Below are 14,507 nucleotides of genomic sequence, written 5' to 3'. Positions count from 1 at the left end.
ATTTTGAATGAATAGAGTAACCTGGGTGATGTTTAAAAGCTCCGCATGTTTGATGAGCCTGCTGTTGGTTGGTTGCGCGACGCCTTGGCAAAAATCAGTGGATTTGGGTGTTGAAGAGGGTACAACTGTAAGCGAGCAAACAGAAGAGGCTGAACAGGCACAAGTATTTGGCGCTGATAAGGCTAACCTTAAGGGCGACGGGCAAGACCAACGCAGGGAGCCGGATTTATACCCCGGGAGCGGACGCCTTTATAAAGCCCCTGAAGCCCGAAGCCCCATTGCCATTTCAGGAAATGCAGTAATGGTTAACTTTGATGCATCTCCACTGGAAGATGTCATTCATGGTGTATTGGGAGACATACTGGGATTAGACTACATCATAGAAACCCCTGTTACTGGCACGGTTACTCTGCGCTCGCGCGGGCCGATCGATCGCGATGAATTATTGATGATTGTTGAGGCCTTTTTACGAGAAAACGGCTTGGTCATGATTCGTGGTGGCAACGCTGCTCGTTATGTGATTACCGCAGCTGAAAATGCAAATAGGCGTATGCCTAGGTATAACAACTTAAATGACACCGGTGCGGGCTTTAGTAACGTCATTGTGCCTTTAGAGCATATCGGTGCACAGGAAATGGTCGATATTCTCACACCGGTTGCCCCTGAGACGGCCTTTATACGTGTGGACGGTGTTCGTAACTTGCTAATATTGGCCGGCACCAGAGGTCAGATGGATGGCTGGTTAGATATTGTCGAAATGTTCGATGTTGATGTGTTGAGTGGTATGTCGGTGGGCATATTCCCGGTCGAGTACAGCTCAGTGGAGGAAATTCTTTCAGCACTCACCTCTGTTATGTCTTCTATGGCTTCCGGAGGCGAGGAGCAACTAAGCGGATTGGTCAACACCATACCGCTAGAATCATTGGGCAGTATATTGGTAGTAACACCGAAAAAAGCTTACTTAAAAAGAGTAGGTGATTGGATTGAAAAGCTCGATAAAGCGCCTGAGTCTGGTGCTGAACCTCAGCTGTATGTGTACGAAGTGCAAAATGGTAATGCCGATCACTTGGCACACTTGATCAGTAGTGTCTTTGGCGGCACTGGAGGTTCAGGCTCTTTAAGTCGACAATCTGGCCGAGGTGTTTCGCCAGGGCTGACGCCTTCCTCTCTTACTTCCGATGCAGGAAGTACAACGGGTGCGGCTGGGGCAGCGTCACAATCCAGCAACCGACATCGCAATAGTACAGCTTCCGGTGCATCAAGTTATTCTTTTGGTGATACGGCTAAAATTGTCGCAGACCAAGTTAATAATTCATTGTTAATCTATGCGACCAGTACAGAGTATAAAAAGATTTCGTCAGCCTTAAAAAGTCTTGATATTATGCCCTCACAAATACTAATTGAGGCAAGTATCATAGAGGTGAGGCTTACCGATAATTTAGAATACGGCTTGGAGTGGTATTTTGATAATGAGTTTAATGGTGGCCGCTCGGGAGTGGGCAATGTTGGGTTTAATGTAGATGGCAGCGGTGAATTTTCTGGCTCAATCCCTAACTTTGGCTACGCGTTTACCAATTCAATTGGCAGCATTCAGGCTGTTTTGAATGTGTTGGCCGGAAAAAATTTATTGAAGGTCTTATCCACGCCGTCGCTTATGGTGTTGGACAACCAGTCTGCATCTATTCAGGTGGGTAATTCAACGGCGGTTTTGTCTAGCACAACGGCCGGAGACTATGGTTCTACTCAAAATGTAACGTATCGTGATACCGGTGTGCAGTTAGACGTTACTCCTTCGGTGAATGCTGGCGGGTTGGTGACCATGGAAATACAGCAGTCGGTCTCTAATCAAAACCAAGGGGCGCCAGGAGCCGCTGGAAATCCATCGTTTTTTGAGCGCTCCATTCAAAGTAAGGTGGCTGTACGGTCCGGTGAATCTGTTATTTTGGGCGGACTTATCAGTGACACAGAAAGCTCGGCTAAGAGTGGATTGCCTTTCTTTAGTGATTTGCCCTTAATTGGTTGGATGTTTGGTGGAACCACTATTGAAGAAGAACGGCAGGAACTGCTAGTTATAATCACTCCTCATGTGATGAAAACAGACCAGGATCTCCGAGATGTGACAAAAGAAATGCGCAGTCGCATGAAGGGTTTGGAGGCTTTTGAACAGTCGATAGACTCTAGTAGATTAGTTAACGAGTAAATAATTGTGAGATTTTTTATGCAAAAGAATATTGGTGTTGTTTCTTTATTGTTTGCGACGCTTATTGTTGCTGGCTGTGCTGGTCAGTTTAAATCCAGCACGCCAGAAGAAACGGTGGGCCGTTTGGCGCAGGAAAGGCTGGATGCGCTGCTGGCTAAGGATTTAGAAAAAGCGTACGAGTTTACCTCGCCGGCATACCGTTCCAGTGTGTCTCTCGCGCGTTATAAGCCCCATGTTGCAGGTGCAGCAGGCTGGAAATCTGGAAAGATTGACTCCGTTAGTTGTGAAGAGCAGTTGTGCGATGTTCGATACATCGTGACGTACCGTACTGCATTTATTAAAACCGATTTGACGACTCAGATTAATGAACGCTGGATCAATATTGATGGCAACTGGTGGCTTTATCAGAAATAATTGAGTTTCTGATATAAGTGTCTTTTGCGCGCTATTGACAGCTTTTCAGGGGGCGGTATGAAGAAAAATTTGGAATCGCCCCAGCTTCTACAAGTTGGACTGATTGGCTCGGCCGAGTGCGAGTCAGCTGAGTGTCATACACTTTGGTTTGAATTTACGAGCAGTAAGTCGCCCACAGGATTGGCCGCCTGGCTCAGTGATCGTGAAGATGTCTACTTTGTGGCACAGCACTGCGCATCCTTGTCGGGAGGCTTTGCTTCACAGTCGCTAAACGCAGTAGTGGCTAAAAAATTGATGAGTGGCCGTTACGCTGGGCTATTTGTACATGATGTTTACGGTTGTACGATAGATTTATTGCGAGTCGCCTCTCAGTTGGGTCTCCCCTGTGTTATTTCCCTGAACGAAAGGTCCTGTGGCGCCATTGCTGATGCGACGAAAGAGGCTCGATCCTGGGTGTCAGCTTGTCTAAGCAAAGCGGCTATTGTTTCAGCCCCCGAACAATACAAACAGATGCTTGGCGAGATGGGGGTAACAAACTATGTTGGCCCCCTGGCATCGGAGGCGCTTGTCGAGGCCGCTATTCGGGATGTGGCAACGTCTAAACCCCTTAAGTTTGACTACGATACATACGAATTATTGTCTAGGGATCACTCATTACTTGCGGCTATGCAGGCTCCTGATGCCAAGTTGTTTCAAGGTTGTGAGCGTGTTCTAGATCTCGGGTGTGGTGTTGGCTTGTTTCTCGATCTGTTGCGTAAAAGCAGGATTTATGGGGTAGGAGTCGAAAGGAGTCCAGGAATCGTAGAATATGGCCGCGAAATGGGGTTGGATATTATTGAAGCCGATGCGGTTCAGTATATTCAGAATAACAATGAAAAGTTTGATGGCATCTACTGCTCTCATTTTGTTGAGCATTTGCCCGTAGAACTGGTGCAAAGTTTACTCGAGGGGATGAGTCAGACACTAGAACGTAACGGCGTTCTAGTGTTGGTTTTCCCCGACCCCGAATCAATACGCTCACAATTGCTGGGCTTTTGGCGTGACCCAGAGCATGTCAGGTTCTATCACCCAGAACTCATTACTAATATGTGCGCTGCTTTGGGCATGGAGCTAGAGTGGAGTTCTTATGATATTCAGCCGCATGAAATAGTCCCGTTTACTTTGAATCCGCCGCCTTTACACGAGTCCACTGCTCAAGAACCACTGAAATATTCCCTCTGGGAAAGAGTCCTCAAAAAGCTTGGTTTAAGCTTAAATAAGGACTATCAGGCACTCCGGAATCAATTGGGCGATCAACGAAAGGTTAATCAAGACTTAGCTGCTCGGACGGATCAGTTGTGGGCCGTTAACAAAACCTGGGCGTGGAACGATAACGTTGTACTGAAGTTTCGCAAGAGAGTTGCTGAGTGAATGAGCGCTTTCCGTATATTGTTTTACCGGTATACCGCAACTTAGCGCTGACTCGGGCGTGTGTAGAATCGGTGTTAAACAGTCGGCCGGAAGGGGTTACGCTGGTCATTATCAATGACGCAAGCCCTGAGGCTGGCGTTAGGGACTACTGCGAGTCTTTAGCGTTAGTATCTGATATTCACGTCGTTCACAACGTAGTTAATCAAGGTTTTGTGAAGTCGGTTAACATGGGAATGCGGCTTTTCGGCAATCGTGATGTCATATTGCTCAATAGTGACACTCAGGTAGCTGCTGACTGGGTGGGGCGATTGCAGTCAGTGGTCATCAGCGACGAAAGTGTTGCCACCGTCTCACCTTTTTCCAATAATGCCGAAATTTGCTCCTATCCTTCCATGTGCTATAACGGCACTTTGTTCCCAAATGTATCCGTTGAGACGTTACACCAGGCCTGTATCAGTGCCAATGATGGTCGGTGGGTGACACTGCCAACGGCGGTAGGCTTTTGCATGTATATTCGGCGGGCCTGCTTAAGCCAGATAGGTCTGTTTGATGAGGTGGCGTTTGGGCGTGGCTACGGTGAAGAAAACGATTTTTGCCTTAGAGCCTCTGCTCAGGGTTGGCAGCATGCGCTTGCCGCAGACTGTTTTGTGTATCACGCCGGTGGTGTGAGCTTTAAGGGCGACAAAAATGCTCTCGTAAAGCAAGCAGAGAAAGTCATACAGGAGCGCTTTCCACATTATTTCGCCGAAGTCCATTCGTTTATCGCTGCGGACCCAGTTCGTGAGTTACGCGATCGTATTGACATGGCTTTGAGCCGCAATGCCCCTGCGCGGGCCCAACAATTAATTGATTTTCGCAAATTAGAAGAAATGTATTCGATGCAAGAGTATAACCCGTTAAGTTTGACCCCCGCCCAAGTGCAGGCCATCGAAAGTTTTATGCATTCCGATAGGCCTCGCTTATTGTTCTTCTCCCACGGCTGGGGAGGCGGTGTGCAAAAACACATAGAGGATCTCGTGTCAGTGAGTGATGCGGATATTCTCGTTGCGCGCGGCTTAGGTGGCGGTGGGGTGGAACTACAGTTCTATCTCGACTCTGAGCCGCTGCTGTGTATACGATCGGGCGGTTTTGGTGCCCATACATTTGCCAAATGGTTGGGTTTTTTCGAGCTGTTCCAGTTTGATTCATTGCATCTTCATCATGTTCATGGCTGGCCGCTTGCGTTGTTGCAACTAATTGAGCAATTAAATGCGCGCTACGACATAACGTTGCACGACTACTACGCAGTTTCACCCTACTATCACCTTAAGCGAGATGGCGTGTGTTGCGATGATAAATCCTGGCCCACTGACGATGACGCCTGGCAGAAAAAACTAGAGCCCCTGATGCTTGGAGCTGAGCGCATTATTGCTCCCTCGCAGAGTGTTGCATCCGTTGTGCAGCAAGCTTACCCATCCAGCAGTATTGAAGTGAAAAGTCACCCTGAAGTGGTTGTTCAGCCAGTTCAACCTTACAAGGTTCTGTTGTTAGGCGCGCTTTCTGTCGAAAAAGGTTTGCGTCAGGTTGAGCAAGTGGCGCAACTCGCTTCCCGCGAAGCGCCCGGTTTACTGCTTCGGTTGATTGGCTACACTACGGACATTCCGTCATTTTCGTTGAGTATGACAGGAAGCTATGAAGAACAGGAGCTTCCACAACTGATAGCGGCCGAGAAACCCGATGTGGTTTGGATGCCTGCCCAGGTTCCAGAAACTTACAGTTATACATTGTCACAGGCGTTGGCAACGGGTGTACCTATTGTTGCGAGCAAGTTAGGCTCTTTTGTAGATCGTCTTACCAGTGTTAAGAATGCCCAACTTATCGACAGCGATGCCAGTGCCGAAATCTGGTTGGATGCTTTGAAACAGGCCTGTCACTACCAAAGTGTTGAGTCTAAAGTGTTGCTAGATAGCACTGAAGAGTATGGACTTTGGTATATGGGACCTATTGAAAGTCAGTGTAATGAGGCGGTGGGTGCTCTCGTTTTGGTTGAGCATATGGAACATTTCCAGCAACTGCCGCCTGCCCAGGATCGCCCGATTAAATCACTGTTTCAGTACGGTTGGAAAACTCAACATCAAGGTGTGCTGGCCGATGTTGCACGCCGGCTGGATGAGCTGGATGATATGGAGTCGGAAGTTGCAGGGATGCAACAATACAGGGACTTGAATGCGGAGCTTCAGCAATACAAACCACTAAAAGAAAAAATTGCAGTTTTGCAAAATGACCACCGTGAAGAAATTGCTGTTATCAAAAACGAGCAGCGGCTTGAGCTAGAAAAAGCCGAGACAGATATCAATCATTTGGGTACAGCGTTACGCGAAGCTGAAGAAGAGCTTCAGGCTGTTACGACTCGTTACGAGGTAGCATTGCAGGGAGCAGAGCAAACCATTGCTCTTCATGCCGATAACCTGGCAATCGCAAAAAGCAATATTGCAGATTTACAAAAGCAAGCTCAGGATGCTCAGCAGCATATTGACCATCAAAAAGAAACTCTTGAACAATTAAGGGCTGACAATACCGATTTGAGTAATAGCTATAATGCCGTTATCAACAGTACATCTTGGAAGCTGACCAGACCTTTGCGAGTAATGATGAGAGTGCTGCGAAGATTATTAATCTTCACTAAAATGACCCTACGTCACCTACTTCGTCCTGCATCTTACTTTCGTGCCATGGCGATGGTGCGACGAGGACAGTGGCGCGCAATCGCTCATCGCTTAGGGTTTGAGTTACAACAGCGAGAGCAAAATCAGCAGGTCACTGCGGTAGAGAGTCGGCGGCGGGTAGAGCAGTTTAATGAAGTCGTAGAGCGACAGGCGAACGCAGAAGCAGAGTTACCCGCTCTTGAGCTTGCCACCAGTGGGCAGCCACAGCTTTCTATTGTTATTCCTGTTTATGGTCAGCATCCCACGACCTATCAGTGTTTAGTAAGCATTGCTAAAAACCCGCCCTCACTACCCTATGAAGTAGTCATTGCCGATGATTGCTCACCCGATAATGCCGCCGAAGCACTGGCAATGGTTAGTGGAGTCACGTTTTATCGCGGTAAATTAAACCTGGGGTTTGTTGGTAATATGAACGCAGGGGCGGGCCAGGCAAAAGGTGAGTTTCTTGTACTGCTCAATAACGATACCGTAGTTTGTCCGGGAGCCTTTGATCGGTTGCTGGATACTTTTACCGAACAACAAGACATTGGTTTGGTGGGCGCAAAGCTGCTGAATAAGGATGGAACATTACAAGAGGCGGGCGGTATTATTTGGAAGGATGGCAGTGGTTGGAACTGGGGGCGGAACCAAGATGCCAGTGACCCGCGTTTTAACTATACGCGTGATGTTGATTACTGCTCTGGCGCTGTGCTGGCTATAAAACGGTCCTTATTCGCTGAAATGGGTGGGTTTGACACCTACTATATGCCGGCATACTACGAAGATACCGATCTCGCGTTTCGAATTCGTGAAAAGGGGTTGCGGGTTGTCTATCAGCCAGCGGCAGAAGTGTTTCATATTGAAGGGGTGAGCCACGGCACGGATGAGAACTCTGGCATTAAAGCTCATCAGGTCACTAATGGCAAAAAGTTTTTCCAGCGCTGGCAAGAGGTGCTTAATGGGCACAATGACAACGCTGTTGATCCTGAAAATCAAGCTCATCGGTATACGAAAGGGAATGTGCTGGTCATTGAGGCATGCATGATTACGCCCGATCAGGATTCTGGCTCTATTCGCATGCTGAACTTGCTCAAGGTGTTAAAAGACGAAGGCTACCACGTCACTTTTATCGCCGATAATCTTGAATATCGAGAGAAGGTCGTTAAGCAGCTCAATGCGATGGGGGTAGAAGTGCTCTTTAACCAGTGGGCCGGTTCGGTCCGCAATGTGCTGCGCAAGCGAGGGCCTGGGTTAGACGCTGTCTTTATTAGCCGTCACTATATAGCGTCTCAGTACGCGGCCTTGGTACGTGCTGTAGCACCGCAAGCTAAGCTGGTTTTCGACACTGTTGATTTACATTATGTACGCGAGGAGCGAGAAGCTCAATTATCGGATGACGATGCGCTAATGGCGCAGTCAGAGACAACAAAACGCAAAGAGCTTGGACTGATCAACAGCTCAGATATCACTATTGTGGTCTCTGAGTATGAAAAGGCGTTGCTGGCCGATGTTACGCCGGATGCAAGAGTGGAGATAGTATCCAATATACATTCACATACCCCAGATCGCCCAGATTACGCAGAGCGCGAAGGCATATTGTTTGTGGGTGGATTTCGTCATCCACCCAACATTGACGCTGTTAATTGGTATGCCGCGGAGGTGTTACCTCACCTGCGTAGGATATTGCCCGGAGTCGTCACAACCATTATCGGCAGTCACATGCCAGATGATATAAAAGCACTGGCTGCAGACGATGTACGCGTGTTAGGTTTTGTGGAGGATATTGAGCCTGAACTGCAACAAGCTAGAGTGTCTATTGCGCCACTGCGTTATGGCGCGGGGGTTAAAGGCAAAGTTAACGAAGCGATGAACTATGGAATTCCCGTGGTGGCAACACATTGCGCGGTTGAGGGCATGCACGCTATTGATGGCGAAGACGTTCTGGTGGCCGAAGGCCCTGAAATATTTGCGGAAAAAATCGCACAGATCTATAAGGATGCAAAACTGTGGCGGAAAATTTCCGCAGGTGGCATCCGTAATCTTGAAACCTATTTTTCTCCTGAAGCTGCGCGTCCGGCGTTGCAGCGAATTATGCAGGACTAGCGTCTATGCCGGTTGATTCAACGACGCTTCCTATGGCACTCGTTAGTATTATTATGCCGGCATACAATGCGGGAGCGACGATAGCGAATGCAATTGAATCTGTCGTTCGCCAAAATTTTATGGATTGGCAGCTCGTGGTTGTCGACGACGCCTCTGCCGATAACACTGCAGAAATTATCAATAAGTATGTCAGTGCAGACTCTCGAATTTCGTATATCAGATTAAATGAAAACAGTGGTTCGCCCGCCATTGCGCGCAACAAGGGTCTGGAGTATGCCCGAGGCGAATACATTGCTTTTCTCGACGCGGATGATGTGTGGCTGACACAAAAACTCCAGCGACAGTTGCAGTTTATAGATGAGCGCGAGCTTGACTTATGCGCGGCGGGCGTCGACCTTATCAATGCGGCGGGGCAGGTCGTCGGGTTGCGGCAACCTAAAACGGCGGTGGACTACAAGTCTCTATTGGCGAGTAATCCCCTGATTTGCTCAACAGTACTGTGTCAGGCGAAGCATTTGCAGCACCATAAATTTCCCGTCGTCGGTCATGAAGACTATGCGTTGTGGCTAGTGTTATCCCGGGCGGGCGTGCGTATGGCTGTTCAACAAGAGCGGCTGGCGCAATACCGAAAACATCCCGGCTCAGTGTCGGCAAATAAGCTTCGCGTAATTTCTTACTTTTGGCGTATCTACTCAAAGGAGCAGGGCTTTTCGGTGCCAATGTCTATGTACTTGACCGCGCGTTATTTGATTTTAGCCGTATGGCGCGCCAGAAAAGAATTAATAGGCAAGCTAAAAATTTAATCCGACTGATAGCGACAATAGGTAAAGCTCGCCTGGTGGGAGTAGAGACATTAGCCGCGTGTAAGCGCTTGTACAGTAACGGACTGGTTAGGTGTTTGATTCCGCCGTGCATATTGGCTGCCATGGCTATCCATAAGTCGTGAGACTCAACCCATCTAGGAATGGGCAACACAAGATGTGTTAGCTCGCGTCTAAAGGCCATAGCACAGCCAAAATAGGGCCTACGACCAAGAAATATACCAATGATATTTGCCAGTGGTTTTTCGGAATCTTTCGCTTTTAGCCTACGCTCTGGTGCCGCTAAGGGTTCGCCCCTCTCGTCTATTTGATTGAATGTGCCCGCTACAAGAGCGCAATTTGAATGCAAAAACGCATCATTTACGATTTTTTGCCGGCCGTCAGTCCAGATGTCATCCTGATCGGATAGAACAATAATGTCTCCCGTGGCATGCTTAATGGCTTTGGCGAAGCTTGCGACATGACCTAGCTGTTTATTAGAGGCGAGAAGTATTACTCGCTTATCATCAAAATCTTTAATGATGTCGACGGTGTTATCCTGAGAGTGGTCGTCGACGATAATAAGCTCATCCTGTTGTGCAAGCTGCTGCAAAATACTGTCTATTTGTGCGTGAATAAACTGGCTGCCGTTATGGCTGGCAAGGCAGACGCTGACCTTCATATTGTTAAAACTCGACAAGCGATTTAGCTAACGAGTGGTTCCAATAGGGGATGCTGATATCAAAGTCGTCACAGATTTTGCGGCAATCGAGAACACTATAATGTGGCCGTTGCGCGGGGGTAGGGTACTCTTCGGTGCGAATTGGGCTTAATTTACAGCTGAGCTGGCGATGATTCATTATATGCTCAGCGAAATCAAACCAACTGCATGCGCCTGTATTGCTGTAGTGGTAAATCTCCCCCGTTTTGTTCGCTATTTCTGAATGAGCAGTAATGTGAATGATGGCTTGCGCTAAATCCCGTGCCCAAGTAGGGCTACCCACTTGATCGGCTACTACATTTAAGCTTGGTTTCTCCGCTCCCAGTCTCAGCATGGTTTTGACAAAGTTCCCGCCAAAGCAGCTGTAAACCCAGCTAGTGCGAATAATAATGCCGCGTACATTGGTGGCAACTATTGCTTGTTCACCCGCAAGTTTGCTTTTACCGTACTCACCTGTTGGTTCAGTTAAATCGTCAGGAAAATAGGGCCGGTGGTGTCTACCGTCAAAAACGTAATCGGTGGAAATATGAATAAGACTTGCACCCATTTTTTTTGCAGCTAGGGCCAATGCTCTTACCGCCAAATGATTTATTTGATTGGCGAGGTCGGCCTCTCGCTCTGCATTGTCGACCGCGGTGTACGCAGCGCAGTTAATAATCACTTGCGGTGCATGCTTCGCAACATACGCATCTATTGCGCTCGAATCTGTCAGGTCCAGCGCGCTGCGGTCCGCAAAAATCCATTCGTTGTCCGTGATATCAGAACACAGGTAACGAATCTCTGAGCCTAGCTGACCCGTTGATCCCAATACCAGTATACGAGAGGTATTAATCATAGAGCGTGCTGCCGTATTGAAACAATGCCTCGGGAGTAGACTCGGTAAGTTCGGCCAGGGTCGGCAGCGTTGCATCTTTTTCGGATGTTTTGATGTCTTGCTGCGGCAACTGCCAGTCAATCCCGAGACTTGTATCGGCATAATAGATGCCGCAATCGTGCTCGGGAGCGTATACGTTATCCACTTTATACACAAAGGTGGCGGTTTCACTTAAAACAATAAAACCATGGGCGAACCCGCGTGGTATAAATAATTGGTGCTTATTTTTACCACTGAGGCGGGCGCTCGCATGCTGGCCGAAGGCGGGACTGCCTTGGCGAAGGTCGACGGCAATGTCGAGTACATCACCCTCAATCACGCGTACTAACTTGCTTTGTGCGTAGGGGGGGCGTTGAAAGTGTAAATTGCGCAATACCCCTTTACCTGACTTGGATTCGTTATCTTGAATAAAATTAACAGGGTAGCCAGTGGCCGCCTCGAACAGGTCTTGGCGAAATGATTCGAAAAAATAACCGCGCTCGTCGCCAAACACTTTGGGCTCAATCAATAGGACGTCAGCGATGGTCTGTGGCGTGATTTTCAATTGACCGACTCCTCTTGTGCACGTCGTAGTAAATACTGGCCATATTGATTCTTTGCTAGTGGCGCAGCAAGCGCTATGAGCTGTTCCTTACTGATATAGCCAAGTTCGTAAGCAATCTCTTCAATGCAGGCAATTTTTAGGCCTTGGCGCTTCTCAATAGTTTCAATAAATTGCGCGGCTTCGAGCAAACTTTCATGGGTGCCAGTATCCAGCCAGGCATACCCTCGCCCCATCAGTTCTACTTTTAACCGGCTTTCATCCAGGTACATTTGATTAACACTGGTAATTTCCAGTTCGCCGCGATGTGATGGCACTACCGACTTGGCTTTTTCGATCACATCGTTGGGATAGAAATACAGACCGGTTACCGCATAATGCGATTTGGCCTGTTCAGGCTTTTCTTCAATACTGATGGCATTGCCAGTGGCATCGAACTCTACAACTCCATACCGTTCGGGGTCGTGCACATGATAGCCAAAAACAGTGGCCTGTTGGTTGGACGCGTTACCAACAGCATTTTTTAGGGTGTCGGCCAGTTGATGGCCGTAGTAGATATTGTCCCCCAGCACTAAACATACTGAGTCTTCGCCAATAAAGTCTTCGCCCAAGATGAACGCTTGCGCGAGTCCGTCGGGCGATGGTTGCACTATGTACTCAAAGCTAACCCCGAGGTGCGATCCGTCGCCCAGTAAGCGTTTAAAGCTACTTTGATCTTCTGGTGTGGTAATGATCAAGATTTCACGAATACCCGCGAACATTAAGATCGACAGCGGATAGTAGATCATCGGTTTGTCGTAAACCGGTATAAGCTGTTTCGAGACACCCTGTGTTATTGGGTACAGGCGCGTACCGCTGCCCCCAGCGAGAATAATGCCTTTCATTGGGTCAGTCCTATTCGTTCCAGTTTATAGCGGCCATCCAACACATTCTGCCACCAATGTTTATTCTCTAAGTACCAGCGTACGGTTTTGCGCAAACCTGTGTCGAAAGTCTCATCCGGTACCCAACCGAGATCGCGCTGAATTTTACCTGCATCAATTGCGTAGCGCACGTCATGCCCGGGGCGATCTTTTACAAAGGTAATCAGGTCGCGGTAGTTCGCAATAGCGCTGGGTTTCAAATCGCCGGCGAGCTCCTCGAGTAGGTGGCAAAGCGTTTCCACCACCTCAATATTGCGCTTCTCGTTGTGGCCGCCAATGTTGTAGGTTTCGCCTACGGTTCCCTCCAGCATGACCTTAACCAGCGCTTTCGCGTGGTCTTCGACATAAAGCCAGTCGCGGATTTGATTGCCATCGCCATAGACTGGCAGCGGCTTGCCATCCAGAGCGTTTAATATCATGTGTGGTATAAATTTTTCCGGAAAGTGAAACGGGCCATAGTTGTTGGAGCAATTGGTGATCACAACCGGCAGGCCATAGGTTCGGTTCCAGGCCCGAACCAGGTGGTCTGAGCTCGCCTTACTGGCGGAGTAGGGTGAGCTGGGGGCATAGGGGGTGTCCTCAGTAAATAGGTCTGAGGTGCCTTTCAGGTCACCATATACTTCGTCAGTGGATACGTGGTGGAACATAAATGGCTGTGCGCTATCACGCGATTCCCAGTAGCGGCGAGCCTGTTCAAGTAGGGTATAAGTGCCAATAATATTGGTCTGCATAAACTCGGCGGCATCGGTAATCGACCGGTCGACATGACTTTCAGCGGCTAAATGCATTATGGCATCTGGTTGATAGTCGTTCAGCAGATGTGCAACGGCTTCGCTATCGCAGATGTCCACTTGCGCAAAACGGTAGCGAGGGCTGTCACTAACCTCGCTGAGGGAGTCTAAATTACCCGCATAGGTTAGCTTGTCGAGATTGAGTATGTGGTGGTCAGTGTCGTTTATTAGGTGGCGAATAACGGCTGAGCCAATAAATCCGGCGCCGCCGGTAACGATGACTTTCATAGGCGAAGTTACTTACTTGAGCAAATGTGGCCGGTGTTCCGGCATGACGGTACCTGGACCGATATTAACCGCCTATGATACCGGATTGGCGCGGTGGGTTGTAGTTAATCAGGGGGCTTCACATGGCGGACAATGTCAGCGGGCGGGGGTTTTATGCTACCCTTGCCTCCCCCTGCAACAGCGCTCATTGGGGCCGTCATGCTGTTAATGATCGACAACTACGACTCGTTTACCTATAACCTGGTTCACTATTTCGATGAGCTAGGCGCACGCGTGCGAGTCGCGCGCAACGATCAGTTAACCCTTGCCGAGATCGAGCAACTGGCGCCCAGTCATATTGTTATCTCGCCAGGGCCTGGGCAGCCTAAGCAGGCCGGTATATCGGTCGAGGTTATTCGTCGATTTTCTGGTAGTATTCCAATTCTCGGAGTGTGTCTCGGGCACCAGTGCATTGCCGAAGCTCTGGGTGGCGCAATCATTCATGCCGGGCAGGTGATGCACGGCAAAACATCAATGCTTGAACACCACCAAGAAGGTGTTTTTGCGGGCTTGAACAACCCATTGCGGGTGACGCGTTACCACTCACTGGTGGTGGCGCCAGATACACTGCCCGAAGAGTTAGGCGTGACAGCATGGTCAGAGCCCGATGGTTCTGGCCACCATCGTGAAATTATGGGGTTGAAGCATAGAAGCCTTCCGCTTGAGGGAGTACAGTTTCACCCCGAATCGATTTTAAGCGAGCAGGGCCATCGGTTACTGGCAAATTTTTTAATGTATTCGCGCTAACGCACGAATCCGGGGGATTGAGATCGCCCCAT

11 protein-coding genes are annotated in these 14,507 nt (G+C 48.8%); 6 read left to right on the top strand and 5 right to left on the bottom strand.

From position 1 onward, the window contains the following. Window positions 1–7: 7 nt before the first annotated feature. Genes gspD through QWI17_RS05220 form a run of 5 tightly spaced genes read left to right on the top strand, consistent with a single transcriptional unit; the run spans window position 8 to window position 9,614 of the window. Window positions 8–2,200, top strand: coding sequence for a type II secretion system secretin GspD (gene gspD, locus QWI17_RS05240; protein WP_302721460.1), 2,193 nt, complete (start codon window positions 8–10; stop codon window positions 2,198–2,200). 18 nt (window positions 2,201–2,218) lie between these two features. Continuing rightward, on the top strand, window positions 2,219–2,614 hold the full coding sequence (locus tag QWI17_RS05235) for an outer membrane protein assembly factor BamD (protein ID WP_302721459.1): 396 nt from the start codon (window positions 2,219–2,221) through the stop codon (window positions 2,612–2,614). Window positions 2,615–2,671: 57 nt separating this feature from the next. Next, the gene (locus QWI17_RS05230; protein WP_302721458.1) at window positions 2,672–4,024 is read left to right on the top strand and encodes a methyltransferase domain-containing protein; all 1,353 of its coding nucleotides are present in this window, start codon (window positions 2,672–2,674) and stop codon (window positions 4,022–4,024) included. Then, a complete protein-coding gene (locus QWI17_RS05225; RefSeq protein WP_302721457.1) occupies window positions 4,021–8,811 on the top strand; it encodes a glycosyltransferase in 4,791 nt (1,596 codons plus the stop codon). Before QWI17_RS05230 ends, QWI17_RS05225 begins: the two co-directional genes overlap by 4 nt. 5 nt (window positions 8,812–8,816) lie before the next feature. Continuing rightward, window positions 8,817–9,614, top strand: coding sequence for a glycosyltransferase family 2 protein (locus QWI17_RS05220; RefSeq protein ID WP_302721456.1), 798 nt, complete (start codon window positions 8,817–8,819; stop codon window positions 9,612–9,614). Here the strand turns inward: QWI17_RS05220 and QWI17_RS05215 are convergent. Genes QWI17_RS05215 through rfbB form a run of 5 tightly spaced genes read right to left on the bottom strand, consistent with a single transcriptional unit; the run spans window position 9,535 to window position 13,689 of the window. Beyond that, window positions 9,535–10,293, bottom strand: a complete 759-nt coding sequence (locus tag QWI17_RS05215) for a glycosyltransferase (RefSeq protein ID WP_302721455.1) — start codon at window positions 10,291–10,293, stop codon at window positions 9,535–9,537. The genes QWI17_RS05220 and QWI17_RS05215 overlap by 80 nt on opposite strands. A 4-nt stretch (window positions 10,294–10,297) precedes the next feature. Next, window positions 10,298–11,167 carry a dTDP-4-dehydrorhamnose reductase gene (gene rfbD / locus QWI17_RS05210; protein ID WP_302721454.1) on the bottom strand — a complete coding sequence of 290 codons (870 nt, stop codon included), beginning with the start codon at window positions 11,165–11,167 and terminating at the stop codon, window positions 10,298–10,300. Further along, complete coding sequence (rfbC, locus tag QWI17_RS05205) at window positions 11,160–11,750, bottom strand: dTDP-4-dehydrorhamnose 3,5-epimerase (protein WP_302721453.1); 591 nt, start codon at window positions 11,748–11,750, stop codon at window positions 11,160–11,162. The genes rfbD and rfbC overlap by 8 nt, the downstream gene beginning before the upstream one ends. Continuing rightward, on the bottom strand, window positions 11,747–12,631 hold the full coding sequence (gene rfbA, locus QWI17_RS05200) for a glucose-1-phosphate thymidylyltransferase RfbA (protein WP_302721452.1): 885 nt from the start codon (window positions 12,629–12,631) through the stop codon (window positions 11,747–11,749). The genes rfbC and rfbA overlap by 4 nt, the downstream gene beginning before the upstream one ends. Then, on the bottom strand, window positions 12,628–13,689 hold the full coding sequence (gene rfbB / locus QWI17_RS05195; RefSeq protein ID WP_302721451.1) for a dTDP-glucose 4,6-dehydratase: 1,062 nt from the start codon (window positions 13,687–13,689) through the stop codon (window positions 12,628–12,630). The genes rfbA and rfbB overlap by 4 nt, the downstream gene beginning before the upstream one ends. A gap of 198 nt (window positions 13,690–13,887) precedes the next feature. On the opposite strand from rfbB, the gene QWI17_RS05190 reads away from it, so the two are divergent. Continuing rightward, complete coding sequence (locus QWI17_RS05190) at window positions 13,888–14,475, top strand: anthranilate synthase component II (RefSeq protein WP_302721450.1); 588 nt, start codon at window positions 13,888–13,890, stop codon at window positions 14,473–14,475. The last annotated feature ends 32 nt before the right edge of the window (window positions 14,476–14,507 follow it).

The sequence above is a fragment of the Gilvimarinus gilvus genome, assembly GCF_030518155.1.
Classification (GTDB): domain Bacteria; phylum Pseudomonadota; class Gammaproteobacteria; order Pseudomonadales; family Cellvibrionaceae; genus Gilvimarinus; species Gilvimarinus gilvus.
This window is presented reverse-complemented; position numbering and strand designations above follow the sequence as displayed.

Bases quoted from the DNA above. Each gene is read 5' to 3' on its own strand.
- gspD (WP_302721460.1), top strand. From the start codon at position 8: ATGAATAGAGTAACCTGGGTGATGTTTAAAAGCTCCGCATGTTTGATG.
- QWI17_RS05235 (WP_302721459.1), top strand. From the start codon at position 2,219: ATGCAAAAGAATATTGGTGTTGTTTCTTTATTGTTTGCGACGCTTATT.
- QWI17_RS05230 (WP_302721458.1), top strand. From the start codon at position 2,672: ATGAAGAAAAATTTGGAATCGCCCCAGCTTCTACAAGTTGGACTGATT.
- QWI17_RS05220 (WP_302721456.1), top strand. From the start codon at position 8,817: ATGCCGGTTGATTCAACGACGCTTCCTATGGCACTCGTTAGTATTATT.
- QWI17_RS05215 (WP_302721455.1), bottom strand. From the start codon at position 10,293: ATGAAGGTCAGCGTCTGCCTTGCCAGCCATAACGGCAGCCAGTTTATT.
- rfbD (WP_302721454.1), bottom strand. From the start codon at position 11,167: ATGATTAATACCTCTCGTATACTGGTATTGGGATCAACGGGTCAGCTA.
- rfbA (WP_302721452.1), bottom strand. From the start codon at position 12,631: ATGAAAGGCATTATTCTCGCTGGGGGCAGCGGTACGCGCCTGTACCCA.
- rfbB (WP_302721451.1), bottom strand. From the start codon at position 13,689: ATGAAAGTCATCGTTACCGGCGGCGCCGGATTTATTGGCTCAGCCGTT.
- QWI17_RS05190 (WP_302721450.1), top strand. From the start codon at position 13,888: ATGCTGTTAATGATCGACAACTACGACTCGTTTACCTATAACCTGGTT.